A 23,422-nucleotide genomic window follows, 5' to 3' on the forward strand; every position below is an offset into this window, starting at 1 on the left:
CCATCTGCCCGCGTGTGGGGCCGCACGCCTCTCGATGGTCTGAAAAAGATGCTGGATAATAAAGCATGACCCGCTTGACGGCTAGGGCCGTCGGAGACCCTTGTAATGCCTGAACACGATGTACGCCTGCAGCAACTGTCCGCGTGGCTCGACCAGCAACTCCAAGACCTTTTCCTGCGCCAGGCCTGGGGCCCGGTGCCGGCCGGCAGCCTGACGCCTGCCAGCAGCGATGCGAGCTTTCGCCGTTATTTTCGCTGGGAAGGCGCAGGGCACAGTTTCGTGATCATGGATGCACCGCCGCCACAGGAAGATTGCCGACCGTTCGTCGCCATCGATCACCTGCTTGCCGGTGGTGGTGTGCATGTGCCGCTGATCCATGGCCAGGACCTTGAACGCGGTTTCCTGTTGCTGGGCGACCTGGGCCGCCAGACCTACCTGGATGTCATCGACGCCGACAATGCCGATGCCCTGTTCGCCGATGCCATCGATGCCCTGCTGGCCTTGCAGGCGCTGCCCATGGATGCACCGTTGCCCCGCTATGACGAAGCACTGCTGCGCCGGGAGGTGGAACTGTTCCCCCAGTGGTACGTGAAGCATGCGCTTGGCCTGGCGTTCGACGAGGCGCAGGCAGCGGCGTGGCAGCGATGCAGCCAGTTGCTGATCGACAGCGCCCTGGCCCAGCCGCAGGTGCTGGTACACCGCGATTTCATGCCGCGCAACCTGATGCAGAGCGACCCTAACCCCGGCGTGCTGGATTTCCAGGATGCCGTTTACGGCCCGGTCACCTACGACATCACCTGCCTGTTCAAGGATGCGTTCCTCAGTTGGCCGCAAGCGAGGGTCGAAGGTTGGCTGCACGACTATTGGCACAAGGCCAAGGCCGCCGGTGTTCCAGTGCAGGCCACGTTCGAAGCCTTCCAGCGTGCCAGCGACTTGATGGGGGTACAGCGCCACCTGAAGGTGATCGGTATCTTCGCCCGTATCTGCCACCGTGATGGCAAACCGCGTTATCTGGCCGACGTACCGCGCTTCTTCGCCTATATAGAAGAAGTGATCGGCCGGCGGCCGGAGCTTGCCGAGCTGGGCGAGCTGATCGCTGGCCTGCAAGCAGGAGCGCGTGCATGAAGGCGATGATTCTGGCAGCAGGCAAAGGCGAGCGCATGCGCCCGCTGACCCTGCACACGCCCAAGCCGCTGATACCGCTGGCGGGGCGCCCGCTGATCGAATACCACCTGATGGCGCTTGCGGCGACAGGGGTCACCGACGTGGTGATCAACCACGCCTGGCTGGGTCAGCAGATCGAGGACCACCTGGGCGATGGCAGCCGTTACGGCCTGCGTATCGCCTATTCCCCGGAAGGCGAGCCGCTGGAGACCGGAGGCGGTATTGTCAAGGCCTTGCCCTTGCTGGGAGATGCGCCGTTCCTGCTGATCAACGGTGATATCTGGACCGAGTACGATTTCTCCCATCTACAGGCGCCGCTGCAAGGGTTGGCTCACCTGGTGCTGGTGGACAACCCCGGGCATCACGGCCAAGGCGATTTTCGCCTGGCCGGCACTCAGGTGGTCGATGGGGACGGTGCACCCGGCACGTTGACCTTCAGCGGTATCTCGGTGTTGCATCCGGCGTTGTTCGAAGGCTGCACACCTGGCGCCTTCAAGTTGGCGCCCTTGCTGCGCCAGGCCATGGCCAGCGGCCAGGTGAGCGGTGAGCATTTTGCCGGGCACTGGGTCGATGTGGGTACCGTCGAGCGCCTGGCCGAGGCCGAGCGTCTGCTGGGCGAGCAGCGCTGAGATGTGGTGGCCAGGCACGTTGATCGGGACTGGGGCAGGGTTTGCCATCGCCAGCATTCCGGGTGCCCTGCTCGGTGCACTGCTGGGGCAGATGATGGACCGTCACCTGCGCCTGCAAGGCTGGGACGATGTGCGCGAGCGGTTGGGCGGGCGCCCGGCGCCAAGGGACGAAGAATTGCTGTTTGTGCTGCTGGGGCGCCTGGCCAAAAGCGATGGGCGTGTGGTCGAGCAGCATATCCAGCAGGCTCGGCAGGAAATGGCCCGGCTGAACCTGGATGAAGCGGCCAGGTTGCGGGCGATCGATGCTTTCAATCGGGGCAAGGGTGGCAAGGAACGGTTGGGCAGCTATCTGCGCCGGATCCGCCAGCAGCCCCATGCGGCCGAAGGCACCTTGCGCGCCAGCTGGCGCATGGTCTGGGCCGACGGCAAGATGGGCAACAAGGAGCGTGAGCTGCTGCTGGACTGGGGACACAAACTGGGCATGAGCCGGCGCCAGGTGCAGGCCATGTCCCAGGAGTACGAACCTCGTCGAACGGCTGGCATGGCAGGGGTCGGCATGACCTATGCCGCAGCGATGCGCCTGCTTGGCGTGGACACCGATACCGACGGCGCACTTGTCAAACAGGCTTATCGCCGACTGGTCAGTCGTCATCACCCGGACAAGCTGGCCGGCACTGGCGCCAGCGAGGCGCAACTGCGCGAAGCCACCGAGCGAACTCGCGAGCTGCACCAGGCCTACGCGCTGATCCGTAAGCGCCGGGATCTCTAGCCGGCACCGAGCGCCGGCAGTGATCCTGCCCTGCCTGCGAAATCAGGGCTGCATCCAGCCCCGCACGCGACGAAACAACTGTTCCTGGTCGGCGGCCTGATTGCCCGGCATGGCGATCAGGGACAACTGGCGGTATTGACTGTCTTTCTGCCGCTTGCTGGCCTGCAGGCGCTGCATCGCAGCGTTGCGGTCTGCGCTGCGGGTCACGTAGTAGATGTCGGCCGTGGGCACTTTCAGGGTAGGCGTCAGGCTTTCCAGGTCATGCTCGACGCGGGCAGGGGTCTGGGCGGCCACCATGACCAGCTTCTGCACCTCTGGCGGCTGCTTTTCGCTCAGGTAACGGGCTGCCCAGTAGGCGCCGCTGCCATGACCGATCAACACGATACTGCGAGCATTGTGTTGCTGGGCGAACGCGATGGCGGCGTCCAGGCGGGCGAAAATGCGCTCGGCATCGGCAGGGTCGGCCTGCTGGCTGGCAGCTTCGGCGTCGGTGCCTTGAGCCGCTTCGGGCTCGGCAGCGGTGGCTTGCGCCACGTTGGCGTTGGCGTCGGCAGGTTCGTCCTTGGCAGGCGCCGTTTGCCCATCGGCCTGAGCAGGCGCGGTGGCAGGCTTGGTTTCCACACGTGCCAATGGGCTGTCGAGCAGCAGGTCAGGCAGGCTCACGCTCAGGCTGTGCCAGCCCACATCCGGAAATTTCTGGCGCAGCGGGCCCACGGCGTTGGGCCAGTCTGCCGTTTCGCCAGCACCCGGCACGATGATCACCGCGCCCTGTGGGTCGCTGTCGTTGGCGGCCTTCCACAACGCAAGGAAACTGTCAGTACCGGCTTGCAGGGTTTGCTGCTCGGCCTTGGGCACGCGGCGTTCGAGTGCCTGGGCGTCCTCCTGGCTGCGCTCGATCAGGGGCGGGCGCGAGGGCGCAGCTTCGGTGGCTGCCGGCGCTTTCTCAGGCGGGGTCGCCGGTGCGTCGTCAGCCAGCGCAGCCACAGGAAGGAGCGAGACCAGGCAGCACATTGCCAGCGTCGTGCGATAGAGTGTGAACATGTCTCAACCCAAGGCAAGAATGATACCGGCAGCGTAATGGTATTTGCCCGTTACGGCCACGGTCGATGGCCGCCCCTGTGTGGACGAACGTGTAGATGAAGCGATTGCATCGCCTGTTGATGATCGGCTGCCTGTGGCTGCCGCTGATGGCCGTGGCAAGGCCTGAGGCGGTGCCAGAGGTCGCGCTGGAGCCGACGCAGCAACAGTGGCTCGACACCCACCGCAGCCTGCGCGTTGGGTTGGTACTGCAAGCCCCCTATGCCCAGTTCGATCGCCGCCTGCAGCAACTGTACGGCGCTAACGTGGAGCTGGTAAGCAGCCTGGCCAAAGTGCTGCATCTGGACCTCACGTGGCGCCATTATCCAGACCAGGCCAGTCTCGAACGGGCCTTGCAGGCAGGGGAGATCGACTTCGCACCAGGCTTGACTCAGACACCGGCCACGTTGCGCCTGTGGTTGTTCAGCGACCCCTACATGCGCGTGCCGCAGCTGATCGTTGGGCCACGCAACGCGGCGCTGGGCGTTGAGCTGGAGAAACTGGACGCAGCCCAGCGCGTGGCCGTGCGCATGCCAGGGGCACTGGCCAACTACCTGCGTGCCAACTACGGCAACCTGAACCTGCAGGGAGTGCCGAACGACCGTGAAGCCTTGCAACTGGTGGTCGCAGGGCAGGCCAGCTATGCCGTCCTGGACGAGGCCCAACTGAGTCGCCTGTCCCGTGAAAGCGAGTTCAGCGAACTGGCGGTCGTGGGGGATATCGGCCTGCCGCAACTGCTGCGCATGGGTTCTCGGCCAGACTGGCCACGGTTGGCCGAGGTGTTGGAGCGTGGCTTGCAGGCATTGCCGGCCAAGGAACTGGAACAGCTGCATCAGCGCTGGTTGCAGCCCAGGTACTCCAGGATCAGCGAGTCGCCAGGGTTCTGGCAAAACCTGGCCTTGTTGCTGGGGCTGTTGCTGATCTGCGCATTGATCACCTTGGTATGGCAGCGCCGCCAGCAGAGTCAGCTGGAGCGCAGCCTGTTGGCCACCCGTGAGCGACTGGTAGAGCGGCATGCGCGCGATGAAGCCTCGCGCCTGAGTCAGTTCGCCATCGATCAGAGCACCGTGGGTATTCTGTGGGTCAATTGGGACAGCCATGTGCGCTATGCCAACCCGGCCGCTGAGCGCATGCTGGGCTATGGCGAAGGCGCCTTGCTGGAAAGGCCTTTGGGAGACTTCGAACCCTCGCTGAGCATGGAACGCTGGCTGGACCTGTGGAAAGGCGCGCGTTCAGGCGACAGCGGTGCCGGGCAGTTCGAAACCCGATGCCTGCGTGCTGACGGTTGCCTGCTGCCGGTGGAGCTGTCATTGAGTTTCCTGCGATTTCGCGATGCGGAATACCTGGTGGTGTACATGGCTGATGTCACCGAGCGCCATCGCGCCACGGCTGCCTTGCGCGAAAGCGAGGCACGCCTCAAGGGAATCGCTGGCAACGTGCCAGGGTTGGTGTTTCGCCTGGAGCGGGACCCGGCTGAAAAGGGGCTTGAATTTCCCTATGTCAGCGAGGGGAGTGAGGCATTGGTGGGTTATACGCCTGGCGAGATCCAGCACCCACAGATGGGGCTGCGCAACCTGGTGCACCCCGACGACCGCGCCGATTATCACCGGGTGCAGGACCTGGCGCTGGCCAATGAGCAGGACTGGGCCTGGCAGGGGCGCATCCTGACGCGTCAGGGCGAGCAACGCTGGGCCGACATCAAGGCCAGCACCCGGCGCCTGGGTAATGGCCAACTGGTCTGGGATGGGGTGGTCTGGGACATCACCCAGGGCAAGCGCGCCGAGCAGGCCCTGGCCCGTTCCCAGGAGCAACTGCGCGAACTTTCGGCGCACCTGGAAAGCGTGCGCGAGGAGGAAAAAGCCCGAATCGCCCGCGAGGTGCACGATGAGTTGGGCCAGATGCTGACCGTGCTCAAACTCGAAGTGTCCATGTGCGAACTGGCCTTTGCCGAACTGGACCCCGGCCTCAATGAGCGGCTGACGACCATGAAGCGTCTGATCAGCCAGCTGTTTCAGCTGGTACGCGATGTCGCCACCGCGCTGCGCCCGCCCATTCTGGATGCGGGGATTGCCTCGGCCATCGAGTGGCAAGCCCGACGCTTCGAGGCGCGCACCCAGATTCCTTGCCTGGTGCAGGTTCCTGACCAGCTGCCGGCATTGAGCGACGCCCGGGCAACGGGCCTTTTCCGTATCCTTCAGGAAGCGCTCACCAATGTGATGCGCCACGCCCAGGCGCACAGCGTGGAAATCGAGCTGGTGCGCGAGGCCGGGCATTTGCGCATGACGGTCAGTGATGACGGGCAGGGTTTCTGCCCCGACCAGCCGCGCCCCAGCTCCTTTGGCCTGGTCGGGATGCGCGAGCGGGTATTGATGATGGGCGGCAGCATGGTGCTGCACAGTGAGCCCGGCGACGGCACGCGCTTGAGCGTAGCCATTGCCCTGGAGCAGGAGGAGCGAACGTGATTCGAGTGCTGGTGGCCGAGGACCACACCATTGTCCGGGAGGGGATCAAGCAGTTGATCGGGCTGGCGAAGGACATGCAGGTGGTAGGGGAAGCCGCAAACGGCGAGCAGTTGCTCGATAGCCTGCGGCACATCCGGTGTGACGTGGTGCTGCTGGATATTTCGATGCCGGGCGTGAGTGGCCTGGAAGCGATCCCGCGCATCCGTGCCCTGCACGATGCGCCTGCGATCCTGATGCTGTCGATGCACGATGAGGCGCAGATGGCGGCCCGCGCCCTGAAGGCCGGCGCGGCTGGGTACGCTACCAAGGACAGCGACCCGGCCTTGTTGCTGGCGGCGATACGTCGGGTAGCTGGGGGCGGGCGTTACATCGATCCGGCGCTGGCCGACCGCATGGTCTTCGAAGTGGGCCTGACCGAATCCAGGCCGTTGCACACCTTGCTGTCGGAACGAGAATTTTCGGTGTTCGAACGCCTGGCCCAGGGCGCCAACGTCAATGACATCGCCCAGCAACTGGCGTTATCGAGCAAGACCATCAGCACCCACAAGGCGCGCTTGATGCAGAAGCTGAAAGTGAATTCGCTGGCCGAGCTGGTCAAGTATGCGATGGAGCACAAGCTGATCTGATTGCGACATTCAGGGCCGTGCCATCGCTGTCGTGAGCCGGTGCGTAGACCAAGGCTGCCGGCACGCACGCAGCGCCGGCGCTTGCATGGGCGCGGTCGTGCGCTCAAGGACTGACGGTCGAACGCCTCAAACTGTGTGGGCTTGTGTTCTGAAAGCGCCATGCTTGTAGGGCGTTCCCTACAACAAATCTTCCATCCGGACGATGGCATTCTCTCTGGGCGCCCGATTTCCGGGGGGATGCGGCTCTTCTACGCTTTGCCTCACGCAGTCATCCAACAATAAGGTGCAGGCATGAGTGAGGCGAAGTCGAACGCTGCCACCGGCGAAACGCTGGTCAGCTTCCGTGGTGTGCAGAAGAGCTACGACGGCGAGTCGCTGATCGTCAAGAACCTCAACCTCGACATCCGCAAGGGCGAGTTCCTCACCCTGCTAGGGCCTTCCGGGTCCGGCAAGACCACCAGCCTGATGATGCTGGCCGGCTTCGAAACCCCCACAGCCGGGGAAATTCAGCTGGCCGGTCGCTCCATCAACAATGTGCCCCCGCACAAGCGCGATATCGGCATGGTGTTCCAGAACTACGCCTTGTTCCCGCACATGACCGTGGCCGAGAACCTCGCCTTTCCGCTGACCGTGCGCAACCTGAGCAAGACCGATATCACCGAGCGAGTCAAACGGGTATTGAACATGGTTCAGCTCGACAGCTTCGCCAAGCGCTATCCGGGCCAATTGTCCGGTGGGCAGCAGCAGCGCGTGGCCCTGGCGCGGGCGCTGGTGTTCGAGCCGCAGTTGGTGTTGATGGACGAGCCACTGGGCGCGCTGGACAAGCAACTGCGCGAACACATGCAGATGGAGATCAAGCACATCCACCAGCGCCTGGGCGTGACCGTGGTGTACGTGACCCACGACCAGGGCGAAGCGCTGACCATGTCCGATCGGGTGGCGGTGTTCCACCAAGGGGAAATTCAGCAGATCGCCGATCCGCGCACCTTGTATGAAGCACCCAGCAACACGTTCGTCGCCAACTTCATCGGTGAGAACAACCGCCTCAACGGCACCTTGCTGAGCCATGACGGTAACCGCTGCCAGGTGCAGCTGGCGCGCGGCGAGCGGGTCGAAGCCTTGGCGGTCAACGTGGGCCAGCCAGGCGAAGCGGTGACTCTGTCGATCCGCCCGGAGCGGGTACGGCTCAACGGCCACAGTGAGCACTGCGCCAACCGCTTTTCCGGCCGTGTGGCCGAATTCATCTACCTGGGCGACCACGTGCGCGTTCGCCTTGAAGTGTGTGGCAAGGCCGACTTCTTCGTGAAGCAGCCCATCGCCGAACTCGACCCGGCCTTGGCCGTGGGCGATGTGGTGCCACTGGGTTGGGAAGTGGAACACGCCCGTGCACTGGATCCGATCACCGAAGCCCATTGATGGTTTGCAGCACCAACCCTGAACTGTGGAGAGAATAATAATGCGCAAGCAGTTGAAACTGACCGCCCTGGCCCTGGGGCTGTTCGCCGCTGGCCAGAGCATGGCTGCGGACCTGACCGTGGTCTCGTTCGGCGGCGCCAACAAGGCCGCCCAGGTCAAGGCGTTCTACGAGCCGTGGGAAAAGGCCGGCAAGGGCAAGATCGTCGCCGGTGAGTACAACGGTGAAATGGCCAAGGTCAAGGCCATGGTCGACACCAAGAGCGTCTCCTGGAACCTGGTCGAGGTGGAATCACCCGAACTGGCCCGAGGCTGCGACGAGGGCATGTTCGAAGAGCTCGATCCTGCGCTGTTTGGCAATGAGGCCGACTACGTGCCAGGCGCGATCCAGCCTTGTGGTGTCGGCTTCTTCGTTTGGTCGACGGTGCTGGCCTACAACGCCGACAAGCTCAAGACCGCCCCGAGCAGCTGGGCTGATTTCTGGGACACCGAGAAATTCCCAGGCAAACGCGGCCTGCGCAAAGGTGCCAAGTACACCCTGGAATTCGCTTTGATGGCCGATGGTGTGGCGCCCAAGGACGTGTACAAGGTGCTGGGCACCAAAGAGGGCGTGGACCGCGCCTTCAAGAAGCTCGACCAGCTCAAGCCGAGCATCCAGTGGTGGGAAGCCGGCGCCCAGCCGCCGCAGTACCTTGCCTCGGGCGACGTGGTCATGAGTTCGGCCTACAACGGGCGCATCGCTGCGGTGCAGAAGGAGAGCAACCTGAAGGTGGTGTGGAACGGCGGCATCTATGACTTCGATGCCTGGGCCATTCCCAAGGGCGCCAAGAACAGCGACGAGGCGAAGAAATTCATCGCCTTCAGCGTGCAGCCTGAACAGCAGAAGATCTATTCCGAAAACATCGCCTATGGCCCGGCCAACAGCAAGGCGGTCGACCTGCTGTCCGAAGAGGTCAAGAAAGACATGCCGACCACGCCTGAGAACATCGCCAACCAGGTGCAGATCGACGTGGCGTTCTGGGCGGACAACAGCGAGCAGCTGGAGCAACGTTTCAACGCCTGGGCGGCGAAGAAGTAAACGTCCAGTGCAAGGGGCTGCGCTGCGGCCCCTCTTTCAGTGTGTATCGTGGAGTTCGCCATGGCCATTGCAGTGCCCCTCAACGAAGGCGCCGGTCCCAATCTCAAACAGCGCCTTAAACACGCCGAGCGGGTCAACCGCTGGAAGGCCCAGGCGCTGATCGCGCCCCTGGCGCTGTTTTTGCTGCTGGTGTTTCTGGTGCCGATCGCAGCCTTGTTGTACAAGAGCGTCGGTAACCCGGAAGTGGTCGCCGGCTTGCCGCGCACGGTCGATATCATCACTCAGTGGGATGGCAAGGGCTTGCCTGGCGAGGACGTCTACAGGGCGTTGAGCCAGGACTTGGCCGAATCGCGCAAGAACCAGACCCTGGGTGACCTGTCCAAGCGCTTGAACATGGAGCTGGCCGGCTACCGCAGCCTGTTGGCCAAGACCGCGCGGGCGCTGCCCTTCAAGACCGAGCCTGCCTCCTACAAGGACGGCTTGCAGGCGCTGGACGAGCGCTGGGGCGACCCCGCCTATTGGCAGGCGATTCGCCGCAATACCAGTACCCTGACACCCTTCTACCTGCTGGCGTCGCTGGACCACCGCATCGACGACCTGGGCGAGTTGGCCAAGGCCACGCCGGACCAGGCTATCTACCTGGACATTTTCACCCGCACCCTGTGGATGGGCGTGGTGATCACCGCCATCTGCCTGGTGCTGGCCTATCCGCTGGCTTACCTGCTGGCCAACCTGCCGACACGCCAGAGCAACCTGTTGATGATCCTGGTTTTGCTGCCGTTCTGGACCTCGATTCTGGTACGGGTGGCAGCCTGGATCGTGCTGCTGCAGTCAGGCGGGCTGATCAACAGCGCGCTGATGGCCATGGGCATCATCGATCAGCCGCTGGAGCTGGTCTTCAACCGTACCGGCGTGTACATCTCGATGGTGCACATCCTGCTGCCGTTCATGATCCTGCCGTTGTACAGCGTGATGAAAGGCATCTCCCCGAGCTACATGCGCGCGGCCATCTCGCTGGGCTGCCATCCCTTCGCGAGCTTCTGGCGGGTGTACTTCCCGCAGACCTATGCCGGGGTAGGGGCAGGGTGCTTGCTGGTGTTCATTCTGGCCATCGGCTACTACATCACCCCGGCGCTGCTTGGCAGCCCGAACGACCAGATGGTCAGTTATTTCGTGGCGTTCTACACCAACACCAGCATCAACTGGGGCATGGCCACCGCGCTGGGCGGTCTACTGCTGCTGGCCACCGTGCTGCTGTACCTGATCTATAGCTGGCTGGTCGGCGCCAGCCGCCTGCGTCTGAGCTGAGGAGCCTTGTCATGCTGAGCCCTTACATGTCGCCCATCGAGCGGGTCTGGTTCTACAGCCTGCGCATTCTCTGCGGCCTGATATTGCTGTTTCTGATCTTGCCGGTGCTGGTGATCGTGCCCCTGTCGTTCAACAGCGGCAGCTTCCTGGTCTACCCACTGCAAGGCTTCTCGCTGCAGTGGTACCAGGACTTCTTCGGCTCGGCCGAGTGGATGCGGGCCTTGAAGAACAGCATCATCGTAGCTCCGGCGGCGACCGTGCTGGCCATGGTCTTCGGAACGCTGGCGGCCATCGGGCTGACCCGCGGTGACTTCCCCGGCAAGTCCCTGGTAATGGCCCTGGTGATATCACCGATGGTGGTGCCGGTGGTGATCATTGGCGTGGCCAGCTACCTGTTCTTCGCGCCTCTGGGCCTTGGCAACAGTTTCACCTCGTTGATTCTGGTGCACGCGGTGTTGGGTGTCCCGTTTGTCATTATCACCGTGTCGGCGACGCTGCAAGGCTTCAACTACAACCTGGTGCGCGCGGCTGCCAGCCTGGGTGCTTCGCCGCTGCTGGCGTTTCGCAGGGTGACCTTGCCGCTGATCGCACCAGGGGTGATTTCCGGGGCCTTGTTTGCCTTCGCCACATCCTTCGACGAGGTGGTGGTGACCTTGTTCCTGGCCGGGCCAGAGCAGGCGACCCTGCCACGGCAGATGTTCAGTGGCATTCGCGAGAACCTGAGCCCGACCATCGCGGCTGCGGCAACCCTGCTGATCGGTTTTTCGGTGGTGCTGCTGCTGACCCTGGAATGGCTGCGGGGGCGCAGCGAGAAGCTGCGGACCCAGCAACCGGCCTGACAGCGCTGTCTGCGCTGGCTTGTCAGCCCTTGTGGCGGCAGACAAGCCAGCGCCTGTTGCAACCGCTGCTCGCCACGCGTTGATACCAATCAGCCTTCACCCCGTTGCCTGAGTTACAATGCGCCCCACCGTGATTCTGCCCAACAGGTGCGCCATGCAGCCCTACGCTATTGCTCCCTCCATTCTTTCCGCCGACTTCGCCCGTCTGGGCGAGGAAGTCGATAATGTCCTGGCCGCAGGCGCCGATATCGTCCACTTCGACGTGATGGACAACCACTACGTACCCAACCTGACCATTGGTCCCATGGTCTGCGCCGCACTGCGCAAGTACGGCGTGACCGCACCGATCGACGTGCACCTGATGGTCAGCCCTGTTGACCGCATCATCGGCGACTTCATCGAGGCCGGCGCCACCTACATCACCTTCCATCCCGAAGCGACCCAGCACATCGACCGTTCGTTGCAACTGATCAAGGACGGCGGCTGCAAGGCCGGCCTGGTGTTCAACCCGGCCACCAGTCTGGACGTCCTGAAATACGTGATGGACAAGGTCGACATGGTGCTGCTGATGAGCGTCAACCCAGGCTTCGGTGGTCAGAAGTTCATTCCGGGCACGCTCGACAAGCTACGTGAAGCGCGCGCGCTGATCGACGCCAGCGGCCGCGACATTCGTCTGGAAATCGACGGTGGCGTCAACGTGAACAACATCCGCGAGATCGCCGCCGCCGGTGCCGATACGTTCGTGGCCGGGTCGGCGATCTTCAACGCCCCTGACTACCAGCAGGTCATTGCCCAGATGCGCAGCGAACTGGCACAGGCCCGCCCATGAGCGGCTTCGAGCAGCTGTTCCCAGGAGCGCTGCCCAGGCTGGTGATGTTCGACCTGGATGGCACCTTGGTCGACTCCGTCCCGGACCTGGCCGCAGCGGTGGACCGCATGCTGCTCGAACTCGGCCGACCCGCCGCGGGCCTCGATGCCGTGCGCCACTGGGTAGGCAATGGCGCGCAGGTGCTGGTACGTCGTGCGCTGGCGGGTGACATCGACCACGCTGGAGTGGACGATGCCCTGGCCGAGCAGGCCTTGGCGCTGTTCATGGACGCCTACGCCGAAAGCCACGACCTGACGGTCGTGTACCCAGGTGTGCAGGACACCTTGCGCTGGCTGCGCAAGCGGGGCGTGGAAATGGCCTTGATCACCAATAAGCCGGAGCGCTTCGTGGGGCCTTTGCTGGACCAGATGAAGCTGGGCAGCTATTTCCGCTGGATCATCGGCGGAGACACCCTGGCGCAGAAGAAACCGGACCCAGCAGCGTTGCTGTTCGTGATGCAGATGGCCGGCGTGACGCCGCAGCAAGCGTTGTTCGTCGGCGATTCGCGTAGCGATGTGCTGGCAGCCAAGGCAGCTGGCGTGCAATGCGTTGGGCTGACCTATGGCTACAATCATGGGCGGCCTATCGAAGAAGAGTCGCCCAGCCTCGTGATCGATGACCTGCGGGCTTTGTTGCCCGGTTGCGTAGACCCTGCCACTGGGATAACGTTGGCGGACCTTCAAGCCTCAGACCAAAAAGGGTCCAACGTGGCGGTTACCGGCAAATTCTGGATGAAAGTCATCAAGGCCCTGGCCCGATGGCGTTGGCGCGCCTGACGCCTGCCTGCCGGCGCATGCCGGCCCATCCGTTTGCCCGAACCAACGCTGTTTGCCACGAGGCTACTCATGATCCGCGAAGAATTCCTGCGCCTGGCCGCTGCCGGCTATAACCGCATCCCCCTGGCCTGCGAGACCCTGGCCGACTTCGATACGCCCCTGTCGATTTACCTGAAACTGGCTGACCAGCCCAACTCCTACCTGCTCGAGTCGGTGCAGGGCGGCGAGAAATGGGGGCGGTATTCGATGATTGGTTTGCCGTCGCGGACCGTGCTGCGCGTCCATGGCTACCACGTGACCATCCTGCAGGATGGTGTCGAGGTCGAAAGCCATGACGTCGAGGACCCCATGGCGTTCGTCGAAACCTTCAAGCAGCGCTACAACGTGGCCGACGTTCCCGGGCTGCCGCGCTTCAACGGTGGACTGGTCGGCTATTTCGGTTATGACTGCGTGCGCTACGTGGAGAAGCGTCTGGGCGCGAGTCCCAATCCGGACCCGCTAGGGGTGCCGGACATCCTCCTGATGGTCTCGGATGCCGTGGTGGTGTTCGACAACCTGGCTGGCAAGATGCACGCCATCGTGCTGGTGGACCCTGCTCAGGAACACGCTTACGAGCAGGGCCAGGCGCGCCTGCAAAGCCTGCTCGAAACGCTTCGCCAGCCCATTACGCCACGCCGCGGGCTGGACCTGAGCGGGCCTCAGGCCGCCGAGCCTGCATTCCGGTCGAGCTATACGCGCGATGACTATGAGCATGCCGTCGGCCGTATCAAGGAATACATCCTGGCTGGGGATTGCATGCAGGTGGTGCCGTCGCAGCGCATGTCCATCGACTTCAAGGCAGCACCCATCGACCTTTATCGCGCCTTGCGTTGCTTCAACCCGACGCCGTACATGTATTTCTTCAACTTTGGGGACTTTCACGTCGTCGGCAGCTCCCCTGAAGTGCTGGTGCGGGTCGAGGACAACCTGGTCACGGTGCGCCCCATTGCCGGTACTCGCCCACGCGGAGCAACGGAGGAGGCCGACCGTGCGCTGGAAGACGACTTGCTGTCGGATGACAAGGAAATTGCAGAGCACCTGATGCTCATCGACCTGGGGCGCAACGATGTCGGCCGCGTATCGTCGACAGGCAGCGTGCGCCTGACCGAGAAGATGGTGATCGAGCGTTATTCCAACGTCATGCACATCGTTTCCAACGTCACCGGCCAGTTGCGCGAAGGGTTGACGGCGATGGACGCACTGCGTGCCATTTTGCCTGCCGGTACGCTGTCCGGCGCGCCCAAGATCCGTGCGATGGAGATCATCGATGAGCTGGAGCCGGTCAAACGCGGGGTTTATGGCGGTGCAGTGGGGTATTTCGCCTGGAACGGCAACATGGACACGGCAATCGCCATCCGTACCGCTGTGATCAAGGATGGAGAGCTGCACGTACAGGCCGGCGGTGGCATTGTCGCCGACTCGGTGCCAGCGCTGGAGTGGGAAGAAACCATCAACAAGCGTCGGGCCATGTTCCGCGCGGTGGCATTGGCCGAACAGACCACTTCGCGGTAGGTGGCAGTCGCTTGAGATATCGCAGCCCATGCCCTTGTAGGCGCGGCCTTGTCGGGGCGCCGGACCGGCCCCGACAAGTTGTGCTGCGAAGCTGACATGCTGGGTCTGCTGCGCAGCCCGTCGCGGCCGGTCAGTCGCCCCGACAAGACCGCTTCTACAGAACGGTCCATGAGTGGCCTCGACAGGCGCCACAGCAGCCTCAGGATTTCGATAAGCGTCAAGTGTTGATCAGGGCTGGTCCTCTGCTAGAAGTCCACGCTAATGCCGAGGCTCACGCCTTGTTGCTTGAGCTCATCGCTCTTGCGCCAGTTGTACCCGGCACGCACATTCACGCCTGCCACCACTTCATGACTGACCCCAACGCTGGCTCGGGTCAGGTTGCTATGGGGGGTATAGCCGTCGAGCGTGAAATCATTGTCCGGCAGAGCGGTGAATTTCAGGCGTACGTCCTGCTCGTCATGCTCGAACTCGTGCTCACGGGCCACCTCGCCAAATACACGGGTAGCAGGCAATACCTGCACGCTACCCAGCAGGCCCAGGCCCAGCCGTCGTGACGTGCGCTCCTGGTCATCGAACCCCAGCGCGGTCGCACGATCACTTCTTTCGTCATAGCCATCGACCTTGACCCTGGCATAGTCGGCGCTCAGGAATGGCGCCAGCTGCCAGCGGGCACTGTCCGGCGCCAGGTTATAGCCCAGTCGGCCAGACACGGCCCATGTCTCGCCCTGGGTATCGCCTTTTTCACTACGCTCGCTCACCCCCAGCGCGAAGGTGCGTTTCAGATCGTCATAATCCAGGTGCCCGACGGTCAATGCCGCATCTGCCCACCAGCGGTTCTGACGGTACTGCGCGAAGGCACTGGCCAGGTAGCTGTCGAGTGTGTAGTCCGAATCATGGCTGCCCACTTCCAGCTTCTGCCGGTACACGCCGCCAGCCAGCCCCAGCCGCCAGGCACCGTCAACCCGGTAGCTACCGCCGACGGTCAGGTTGTAACCGTGGCCGTCACCACTGGCGGCTCTGCGTTGCCCGCCGAAGTCCAGGTCTTGCGCACCAGCGGCGATGAAAGGCTGCCATTGACCAACAGCTTGCCACGGGGCCTGCCATTGGTTGCGCAGTTCATCCTGATGAGCTCTAACGCTGGCGTGGGCCATTTCGGGCAGCAGGGTGAGCTCCCAAGGGGCGGCCAGAACGGAGTAGGCGTAATCGGCGATCAGTTGCTGGCCAGCAATGGTCGGGTGCACGGCGTCGTTGAACAATAACTTCGTAGGGTCTGGCGTGCTGCCATTGGCGCCGTACACCGGGTTGCCGACGCAGCTTTCGCCGCTGTAGCACGTACCGACCAGGTTCTGGTCGCTGGCCAGTCCGAACTGAGCGGGATTGGCGAGGGCCTCGCTCAGCAATAGCGGAACATTCAAGGGGATGACCTGAGCGTCGATTTGCCTGAGCTGACTGAGCAGTGCCTGGTTGAAGGCACCGGACAGCAATGACAGAGGATTTTGCTGTGGCGTACCGCTGAAGTTGGGCGTCTGGCCAAGATCGGGCAACAGCCAGACCATGATGTAGCGGGCACCACCCTGTTGCAGGGCCTGAGCACTGGCGGCCAGGCGTGCGCCGGCAGCCACGGTGTCGGCTGGGCTGTTGACCAGGCCCTGCAGAAAGTCGTTGCCGCCGCCTGTCACGTAATACAGTGCATTGGGATCGGCGCGAAGGCCGGTGGCCAGATAGCCAGGCTTTTCCCGAAGCACCAAGCCTGCGCCCGGGCGCCCGGGTGGGATGACCGTGCTGGAGGTGGTGGTGATGGAGTCCAGGATCTGCCGAGTGGTATAGCCCCCAACCGCCCAGTTGTTACCATCGGGCAGGCCCAGCGCCGCATTGACTGGCGATGTGGAAGGCCCAAGCGCATTGGCGTCCAAGCCCAGGCGAGCGCCCAGGATCATCGGCGACACCGGTGCATAGCTGCCATCGGCGTTGCGGTTGGTGAAGCGAAGGCCTGCGAACTGGCCGGCGTCGCTCAGGCTGTCACCGAACACGATCAATGAAGCGTATGGGTCAGGGGATGCGAATGCCTGGCCGCAGGCCAATGCCAGGGAGGCGGCGGTGACGCGCAATAACGGTACGTTGAGCATCGATAAACATCCTTTTCTTTGTTTTTATCAGGACAACCTCATCGACCTTAGCAAAACGGCGTGCATCGCACCTGATGCCATTCGTTTCCCAGTGTTTACGGGCATATTGCGCCCGTCGCCCCGGTAGGCTACTGTGCCGAGACGTATGAGCGAGACCTACCCTGTGTTGATCGTCAGCAAACTCTTGATGCGCGTTATCAAGGCCCACGCCCGTTGGCGTTGGCGCGCCTGACTTTATCCTCTGCCGGTTCGTCCGGCCCGCCCTTGTTTGCCTTCCTGTCTCAACGTCATTAGCGGCTAAGTTGCGCCTGCGACAGGTGCAGGAAGGTTCGAATCATGAAGTCAGTAGGTTCAAGAGGTTTCATTCGATGTTACTGATGATCGACAATTACGACTCATTCACTTACAACGTCGTCCAGTACCTGGGCGAGTTAGGGGCTGATGTACGGGTCATTCGCAATGACGAAATGACCATCGCCCAGATCGAAGCCCTGGCGCCGGAGCGCATCGTCGTCTCGCCTGGGCCCTGTACGCCGAGCGAAGCCGGTGTGTCCATCGAAGCCATTCTTCATTTCGCCGGTAAATTGCCGATTCTGGGCGTGTGCCTTGGGCATCAGTCCATTGGCCAGGCGTTCGGTGGCGATGTCGTGCGGGCACGCCAGGTGATGCACGGTAAGACGAGCCCGGTCCACCATCGCGACCTTGGCGTATTCAGCGGCCTGAACAACCCCGTGACCGTGACCCGCTATCATTCGCTTGTGATCAAGCGTGAGACGCTGCCTGAGTGCCTGGAAGTGACGGCCTGGACCGCACACGAAGATGGCTCGGTCGACGAGATCATGGGGGTACGGCACAAGACGTTGAATATCGAGGGCGTGCAATTTCACCCCGAGTCGATACTCACCGAGCAGGGCCATGAACTGTTCGCCAATTTCCTCCAGCAGACCGGCGGCCACCGCTAAGGAACGAATATGGATATCAAGAGCGCGCTGGGTCGCATCGTCGGCCATCTGGACCTTTCCACCGAGGAAATGCGCGGTGTGATGCGCCAGATCATGACCGGCCAATGCAGTGATGCGCAGATTGGCGCATTTCTGATGGGCATGCGCATGAAAAGTGAAAGCATCGACGAAATCGTTGGCGCGGTGTCGGTCATGCGGGAGTTGGCTGACAAGGTCGAACTCAAAACCCTGGATGGGGTGGTCGACATTGTGGGTACCGGCGGCGATGGCGCCAATATCTTCAACGTGTCTACGGCATCGGCTTTCGTCCTGGCCGCTGCCGGCTGCACCGTCGCCAAGCATGGCAACCGGGCGGTGTCCGGCAAAAGTGGCAGCGCAGACCTGCTGGAAGCTGCTGGCATCTACCTGAACCTGACACCCGTTCAAGTGGCCCGCTGCATCGACAGCCTGGGTATCGGCTTCATGTTCGCCCAGAGTCACCACAGCGCCATGAAACATGCCGCTGGGCCGCGTCGCGATCTGGGGCTCAGGACCTTGTTCAACATGCTTGGCCCGCTTACGAATCCGGCAGGTGTGAGGCATCAGGTGGTTGGCGTCTTCACCCAGGCGCTCTGCCGTCCTCTGGCCGAGGTGCTGCACCGCATGGGCAGCAAGCATGTGCTGGTGGTGCATTCCAAGGATGGGCTGGACGAGTTCAGCCTGGCTGCGCCCACCTTCGTGGCTGAATTGAAAAATGGCGAGATTTCCGAGTACTGGGTTGAACCGGAAGACTTGGGCATGAAGAGCCAGAGCCTTCATGGCCTGGCGGTCGAGGACTCGCAGGCGTCTCTGGCGCTGATTCGTGATGCGCTGGGTCGACGCAAGACCGAGAACGGCCAGAAGGCCGCCGAGATGATCGTGCTCAATGCCGGTGCAGCCCTTTACGCCGCAGATCACGCCATGAGCCTGAAGGCCGGCGTTGAACTTGCCCACGACGTGCTGCACACCGGGTTGGCCTGGGAAAAACTGCAAGAGCTGGGTGCGTTTACAGCCGTATTCAAGGTGGAGAACGAAGCATGAGCGTGCCAACGGTGCTGGAAAAGATCATCGCCCGCAAGTTCGAAGAAGTGGCTGAACGCAGTGCCCGCGTAAGCCTTGCCGAACTTGAGCAGTTGGCCAAGGCAGCCGACGCGCCCCGTGGTTTTGCCAACGCCATGCTGCGCCAGGCTGAGCGCAAGCAGCCAGCGGTGATCGCTGAAATCAAGAAGGCCTCTCCTAGCAAAGGTGTGATCCGGGAGCATTTCGTCCCTGCAGACATTGCCGTCAGCTACGAGAAGGGCGGCGCAACCTGCCTGTCGGTGTTAACGGACGTCGATTATTTTCAGGGGGCGGACGACTACCTCCAGCAGGCGCGAGCAGCCGTATCACTGCCGGTTATCCGCAAGGACTTCATGGTCGACCCGTATCAGATCGTCGAAGCCCGTGCCTTGGGTGCAGATTGCGTGCTGCTGATCGTGTCGGCGCTCGACGATGTGAAAATGGCCGAGCTGGCGGCCACGGCCAAGTCGGTCGGGCTCGATGTGCTGGTGGAAGTGCACGATGGTGATGAACTGGAGCGCGCGCTCAAGACGCTGGACACGCCGTTGGTGGGGGTCAACAACCGTAACCTTCACACTTTCGAAGTGAACCTGGAGGCCACGCTGGACCTGCTGCCACGCATCCCCGCGGATCGGCTCGCCATTACCGAAAGCGGCATTCTCAATCAGGCCGATGTGCAGCTGATGAAAATCAACCGCGTCTATTCATTCCTGGTGGGTGAAGCGTTCATGCGGGCTGAGAACCCGGGGATCGAGCTCCAGCGCTTGTTCTTCCCTGATCAAGTGAAAAGACCATCCAGCAACTGGACTGAATGAACCAAGCCGGCCATGTTGCCGGCTTTTTCATGGCTGCCATTTGGCTCATGGGCGCCCCAATGCCAGTCGTGCAGAGGCTGTGACGCTTACGATGATGGCCGCAGCCTGCGTAACTCAATTGAAGGTGAAGCAATGACTGACCAGCCTCTGGCCCTTACCGTCGAGCAAGGGCTGTCTACTGAACAGGACCTGCTGGCCGCCGTTTGCCGGGGCGAGCGCGATAACGGTGTGTTGTTCTGGCGCCCCATTGATCAGGCGCTGGTGATGCCTCGCAGGATGAGCCGGCTGGAGCACTTTGAAGCGGCGAGTTCGCAACTGGCTGGCACTGGATGGCCAGTGCTGCTGCGCGAGACCGGCGGCGAGCCTGTACCGCAGTCCCATTCGACGGTAAATATTGCCCTGGTCTATGCGGCCCCGCGCAGTGAGGGCGATCAGGGGCGTATCGAAAAAGCCTATCAGCGCTTGTGCCTGCCGCTGTGCGAGGTGCTGCAGGCGTGGGGGGGGGTCGCCTCGGTTGGCGAGATCGAGGGCGCATTCTGCGATGGCCGCTACAACGTCAACCTCAATGGCCGCAAGTTGGTAGGGACCGCTCAGCGCTGGCGCCAGAGCGTCGCAGGCAAAGGCCCGGTGGTGCTGGTGCATGGCGCATTGCTGTTGGACAACGATCGCGAGGCGATGGTAGCCGCCGTCAACCACTTCAATACGTGCTGCAACCTTGAACAGCGATGCCGCCCCGATGCCCACATCGCCCTGCATGAGGTAGTACCGGCGGCGCCGTGGTTTGCACAGCTGTCGCAAGCGTACGCGCAGGTGCTGGCTGAGGTGCCCATCAGCTAGCGGGTGCCGTGTACCACCATGGTCTTGCCATTGACCTGGACCAGGCTGCGTTCTTCCAGGTCCTTCAGGACGCGGCCGACCATCTCCCGTGAACAACCGACGATTCGCCCGATTTCCTGGCGGGTGATCTTGATCTGCATGCCGTCTGGATGGGTCATGGCGTCGGGCTGCTTGCACAAGTCGAGCAAGCACCGGGCAACTCGGCCGGTTACATCGAAGAAAGCCAGGTCACCGACTTTGCGGGTAGTGTCGCGCAGGCGCTGGGCCATCTGGCTACTGACGGCGTAGAGCATGTCTGGCTCATGTCGTACCAGTTCGCGGAACTTGTCGTAGCTGATTTCGGCCACTTCGCACTCGGTCTTGGCCCGAACCCACGCGCTGCGATGCTGCTGCGCCTCAACCGGTTCGAACAGCCCTAGCTCACCGAAGAAGTCACCGCTGTTGAGGTAGGCGATGATCATCTCATGGCCATTTTCGTCTTCGATGAGGATGGTGACCGACCCCTTGATGATGAACGACAACGTCTGCGCGCGTTCACCTGCACTGATGATGTTGCTCTTGGCGCTGTAGCGCCGGCGTTGACAGTGCACCAGCAATTTGTCGATGTTCTTGATCTTTGGGGGTAGGGCAGAGGCTACCATCGCGAAATCCTGTTCTGTGCAGTCCATGGGCATCCATGGCAGCTGGCTGGAAAAACGCCATTCGATTGGCGCCAGCTTATCAGACACTACAAAATGTTTCGGCATTAAAGCGAGTCCTTACATGCTTTTCCCACAGCGGCACAACGACTAAGCTGACACCCTTTTTGCGAAATCAGGAGTTCGAGTGATGAAGGCACGTATCCAGTGGGCCGGTGAGGCAATGTTCCTTGGCGAATCCGGCAGCGGTCACGTCGTGGTGATGGATGGCCCACCCGAAGCCGGCGGCCGAAACCTGGGCGTCAGGCCGATGGAGATGCTGTTGCTGGGCCTGGGTGGATGCAGCAGTTTCGATGTGGTCAGCATCCTGAAGAAATCGCGCCAAGCGGTGGAGAGCTGCGAAGCGTTTCTTGAGGCCGAGCGCGCAGGTGAAGACCCGAAGATATTCACCAAGATCCACATGAATTTCGTGGTAAAGGGCCGGGGATTGAAAGAGGCGCAGGTCAAGCGTGCCGTCGAGCTTTCGGCCGAAAAATACTGTTCAGCGTCGATCATGCTCGAGCGTGCCGGGGTCGAGATCACCCATGGCTACGAGATCGTGGAACTGGGTTGAGCAAAGGGCGCGAGCTGCGTGGCGTACCGGCGACCGTCAATGGCGCAGTGCTGGCAGCGTTGCGTATAGCCAGCCTGGCAGTGCGCTTCTGACCGACTGGCTCAACGGCTCCCGGTGTTTCTGGTAAAGCAGGCCCAGCCCTATGACGCCCAGGCCGATCAAGCTGACCAACACCGGGAACAGCAATGATTCGGCAAATACGTCATACGCCAGGTACCCCAGGTAGGCGGCAACGCCAAGTGCGCCGAACACCATGAAAACGGGCCTTCGCAGCAGCACTGCCACCCCCATGAGCACAAGGTTTATCAGGCAGTAGGTGGCTTTTCCCCATTCACTGCCGCTGTCGAGCATGGTCAGCCCACCCCAGAAGGCCGCCAGACCGGCAAGATAGCCCCAGTGGGCATAATCATGCCGTGTTCTGCCATCGACCAGCAGAAACACCAGCAAGGTCGCCAATCCGAACCACAGGGATACCTCCCGGCGTTGTTCCCAACTGAATGGCGCGCCGACTACCCACTCGGTAAGGTCCATCGACATGAACCACAGGGCAACGGCAATGGGCATGACGATAAACGGGTAGGGAACTAGGCGGAGCATCATCACACCTGCAAGAACGGTAGCGGCCTCCATGGCCAGCCAACCGCCTTGTACCTGGGTGTAGTACTGGTGGTAATCGGCTTGCACGTCATCGAGCGGCCACCAACCGAGCAATCGCTCCAGTGCGAAAACGGCCAGTGGCACGATACTGACCGCGGCTGCGGCCAGTACGCCGGCCGCAACGGGTTGTTTACGCTTCTGAAGGCTGAGTGCGACCAGGGTCAGCAACCCGATGTAGGCACTGGCCACGGCCAGCAACGCGGTGTCGCCGATGCGTAGCCATGCTTCATTGAGCAGCCAGCCCATGGCCCCCATGACCAGCAGTGCGCCGAAGTAGAACGCGCCATGGGCCAGCTGCAGGCTGCCCGTCGCACTATGCCGCTGGCTGAGAAAGGCTTGCAGGGCCTGTTCCTGGTCTGGCTGGAGAATCCCCGCCTCGACCGCTCGCGCCAGGTCCTTGGCGTCGAAACGTGTTGTCATGGCGAGCCTTCAGATGCGATAGGTGCTCTTGGTCATGACCTTGGCCAGCAGGCTCATGCCAAAACGCACAGGCGCAGGGAAGCGGTAGCCACCGGCTTGCAGTGCCGCATCGGCGTGCTGTTCTTCGTCGACGCGCATCTGCTCGAGGATGGCCCGGGATTTTTCATCTTCGGCAGGGATCTGCACCAGGTGCTCATCCAGGTGCTTGCAGACCTGGTGCTCGGTGGCTGCCACGAAGCCCAGGCTCACCTTGTCACTCACCAGCCCGGCAAAAGCGCCAATGCCGAATGACATGCCGTAGAACAGCGGGTTCAGGACGCTGGGGTGGCTGTTGAGTTGACGGATCCGTTGTTCGCACCAGGCCAGATGATCGATTTCCTCATCCGCAGCGCGCTCCATGGCCTTGCGCACTGACGGCAGCTTGGCCGTCAAGGCCTGGCCTTGATAAAGCGCCTGGGCGCAGACTTCGCCGGTGTGGTTGATGCGCATCAGCCCTGCCACGTGGCGTGCCTGCCGATCTTCGAGTTCGACGGCGGGTTTGACGATGGCCGGGGACGGGCGAGAGGGTTGGCCGCTGAACGGCAGCAAGGTGCGCATGGCGGTGTCGGCCTGCAGCAACAAGCGGTCGAGCGGGGAATAGTGACGTTCGGTAGCCATCGGGCACCTCCGCAAGAATGTGCCCGACAGTTTAACCCAATCGCGCTCGAGTCGCTTGCG

General features: G+C 62.4%; 22 protein-coding genes. 17 read left to right on the forward strand and 5 right to left on the reverse strand.

All coding sequences use genetic code 11. The features are described from left to right. The first annotated feature begins 105 nt into the window (after positions 1-105). Genes B2Y33_RS18920 through B2Y33_RS18930 form a run of 3 tightly spaced genes read left to right on the forward strand, consistent with a single transcriptional unit; the run spans position 106 to position 2,562 of the window. The gene (locus tag B2Y33_RS18920) at positions 106-1,125 is read left to right on the forward strand and encodes an aminoglycoside phosphotransferase family protein (RefSeq protein WP_027913632.1); all 1,020 of its coding nucleotides are present in this window, start codon (positions 106-108) and stop codon (positions 1,123-1,125) included. Then, positions 1,122-1,793: an N-acetylmuramate alpha-1-phosphate uridylyltransferase MurU gene (murU, locus tag B2Y33_RS18925; protein ID WP_104926575.1), complete on the forward strand. Its 672-nt coding sequence runs from the start codon at positions 1,122-1,124 to the stop codon at positions 1,791-1,793. Before B2Y33_RS18920 ends, murU begins: the two co-directional genes overlap by 4 nt. A gap of 1 nt (position 1,794) precedes the next feature. After that, positions 1,795-2,562: a TerB family tellurite resistance protein gene (locus B2Y33_RS18930; RefSeq protein WP_088523754.1), complete on the forward strand. Its 768-nt coding sequence runs from the start codon at positions 1,795-1,797 to the stop codon at positions 2,560-2,562. Positions 2,563-2,604: 42 nt separating this feature from the next. Here the strand turns inward: B2Y33_RS18930 and B2Y33_RS18935 are convergent, their stop codons facing one another. Continuing rightward, positions 2,605-3,603 carry an alpha/beta hydrolase family protein gene (locus tag B2Y33_RS18935; RefSeq protein WP_206405145.1) on the reverse strand — a complete coding sequence of 333 codons (999 nt, stop codon included), beginning with the start codon at positions 3,601-3,603 and terminating at the stop codon, positions 2,605-2,607. 95 nt (positions 3,604-3,698) lie between these two features. On the opposite strand from B2Y33_RS18935, the gene B2Y33_RS18940 reads away from it, so the two are divergent. The 9 genes from B2Y33_RS18940 to trpE all read left to right on the forward strand — a co-directional run bounded on the left by B2Y33_RS18940 (position 3,699) and on the right by trpE (position 14,560). Further along, complete coding sequence (locus B2Y33_RS18940; RefSeq protein ID WP_049695348.1) at positions 3,699-6,101, forward strand: PAS domain-containing sensor histidine kinase; 2,403 nt, start codon at positions 3,699-3,701, stop codon at positions 6,099-6,101. Next, positions 6,098-6,727, forward strand: coding sequence for a response regulator (locus B2Y33_RS18945; protein WP_027913637.1), 630 nt, complete (start codon positions 6,098-6,100; stop codon positions 6,725-6,727). Before B2Y33_RS18940 ends, B2Y33_RS18945 begins: the two co-directional genes overlap by 4 nt. Before the next feature lie 291 nt (positions 6,728-7,018). Beyond that, positions 7,019-8,143 carry an ABC transporter ATP-binding protein gene (locus B2Y33_RS18950; RefSeq protein ID WP_027913638.1) on the forward strand — a complete coding sequence of 375 codons (1,125 nt, stop codon included), beginning with the start codon at positions 7,019-7,021 and terminating at the stop codon, positions 8,141-8,143. A gap of 40 nt (positions 8,144-8,183) precedes the next feature. Continuing rightward, positions 8,184-9,218: an ABC transporter substrate-binding protein gene (locus B2Y33_RS18955; RefSeq protein ID WP_023532618.1), complete on the forward strand. Its 1,035-nt coding sequence runs from the start codon at positions 8,184-8,186 to the stop codon at positions 9,216-9,218. A 60-nt stretch (positions 9,219-9,278) separates the two neighbouring features. Further along, the gene (locus B2Y33_RS18960; RefSeq protein WP_028686614.1) at positions 9,279-10,526 is read left to right on the forward strand and encodes an ABC transporter permease; all 1,248 of its coding nucleotides are present in this window, start codon (positions 9,279-9,281) and stop codon (positions 10,524-10,526) included. Between the two features lie 11 nt (positions 10,527-10,537). Next, positions 10,538-11,365, forward strand: coding sequence for an ABC transporter permease (locus B2Y33_RS18965; RefSeq protein ID WP_023532438.1), 828 nt, complete (start codon positions 10,538-10,540; stop codon positions 11,363-11,365). Between the two features lie 154 nt (positions 11,366-11,519). Continuing rightward, positions 11,520-12,194 (forward strand): ribulose-phosphate 3-epimerase, encoded by a 675-nt coding sequence (gene rpe / locus B2Y33_RS18970; protein WP_110607516.1) that lies wholly within the window; start codon positions 11,520-11,522, stop codon positions 12,192-12,194. Continuing rightward, on the forward strand, positions 12,191-13,009 hold the full coding sequence (locus tag B2Y33_RS18975; RefSeq protein ID WP_049695351.1) for a phosphoglycolate phosphatase: 819 nt from the start codon (positions 12,191-12,193) through the stop codon (positions 13,007-13,009). Before rpe ends, B2Y33_RS18975 begins: the two co-directional genes overlap by 4 nt. A gap of 69 nt (positions 13,010-13,078) precedes the next feature. Then, the gene (gene trpE, locus B2Y33_RS18980) at positions 13,079-14,560 is read left to right on the forward strand and encodes an anthranilate synthase component I (protein ID WP_206405148.1); all 1,482 of its coding nucleotides are present in this window, start codon (positions 13,079-13,081) and stop codon (positions 14,558-14,560) included. A 245-nt stretch (positions 14,561-14,805) separates the two neighbouring features. Here trpE and estP read toward each other — a convergent pair whose 3' ends face one another. After that, positions 14,806-16,686, reverse strand: a complete 1,881-nt coding sequence (gene estP / locus B2Y33_RS18985) for an esterase EstP (protein WP_206405154.1) — start codon at positions 16,684-16,686, stop codon at positions 14,806-14,808. A 368-nt stretch (positions 16,687-17,054) separates the two neighbouring features. Between estP and B2Y33_RS18990 the strand changes: the two genes are divergently transcribed. The 4 genes from B2Y33_RS18990 (at position 17,055) to B2Y33_RS19005 (ending at position 20,377) form a co-directional block, all read left to right on the forward strand. Beyond that, positions 17,055-17,648: an aminodeoxychorismate/anthranilate synthase component II gene (locus tag B2Y33_RS18990; protein WP_027913644.1), complete on the forward strand. Its 594-nt coding sequence runs from the start codon at positions 17,055-17,057 to the stop codon at positions 17,646-17,648. Between the two features lie 9 nt (positions 17,649-17,657). Beyond that, positions 17,658-18,707, forward strand: coding sequence for an anthranilate phosphoribosyltransferase (gene trpD, locus B2Y33_RS18995; RefSeq protein ID WP_206405156.1), 1,050 nt, complete (start codon positions 17,658-17,660; stop codon positions 18,705-18,707). Further along, positions 18,704-19,540 carry an indole-3-glycerol phosphate synthase TrpC gene (gene trpC, locus B2Y33_RS19000; protein WP_197874345.1) on the forward strand — a complete coding sequence of 279 codons (837 nt, stop codon included), beginning with the start codon at positions 18,704-18,706 and terminating at the stop codon, positions 19,538-19,540. Before trpD ends, trpC begins: the two co-directional genes overlap by 4 nt. Before the next feature lie 132 nt (positions 19,541-19,672). Continuing rightward, a complete protein-coding gene (locus B2Y33_RS19005; RefSeq protein WP_206405158.1) occupies positions 19,673-20,377 on the forward strand; it encodes a lipoate--protein ligase family protein in 705 nt (234 codons plus the stop codon). On the opposite strand, the gene crp is transcribed toward B2Y33_RS19005, so the two are convergent. Beyond that, the gene (gene crp / locus B2Y33_RS19010) at positions 20,374-21,018 is read right to left on the reverse strand and encodes a cAMP-activated global transcriptional regulator CRP (RefSeq protein ID WP_059184129.1); all 645 of its coding nucleotides are present in this window, start codon (positions 21,016-21,018) and stop codon (positions 20,374-20,376) included. The genes B2Y33_RS19005 and crp overlap by 4 nt on opposite strands. A 187-nt stretch (positions 21,019-21,205) precedes the next feature. Between crp and B2Y33_RS19015 the strand changes: the two genes are divergently transcribed. Then, on the forward strand, positions 21,206-21,628 hold the full coding sequence (locus B2Y33_RS19015) for an OsmC family protein (RefSeq protein WP_206405160.1): 423 nt from the start codon (positions 21,206-21,208) through the stop codon (positions 21,626-21,628). Between the two features lie 36 nt (positions 21,629-21,664). On the opposite strand, the gene B2Y33_RS19020 is transcribed toward B2Y33_RS19015, so the two are convergent. Further along, the gene (locus B2Y33_RS19020; RefSeq protein WP_027913649.1) at positions 21,665-22,705 is read right to left on the reverse strand and encodes a hypothetical protein; all 1,041 of its coding nucleotides are present in this window, start codon (positions 22,703-22,705) and stop codon (positions 21,665-21,667) included. A gap of 9 nt (positions 22,706-22,714) precedes the next feature. Further along, complete coding sequence (gene coq7, locus B2Y33_RS19025) at positions 22,715-23,362, reverse strand: 2-polyprenyl-3-methyl-6-methoxy-1,4-benzoquinone monooxygenase (protein WP_027913650.1); 648 nt, start codon at positions 23,360-23,362, stop codon at positions 22,715-22,717. Positions 23,363-23,422 lie beyond the last annotated feature (60 nt).

This window comes from Pseudomonas sp. UBA5666, from assembly GCF_002420785.1.
Lineage (GTDB): Bacteria > Pseudomonadota > Gammaproteobacteria > Pseudomonadales > Pseudomonadaceae > Aquipseudomonas > Aquipseudomonas fulva.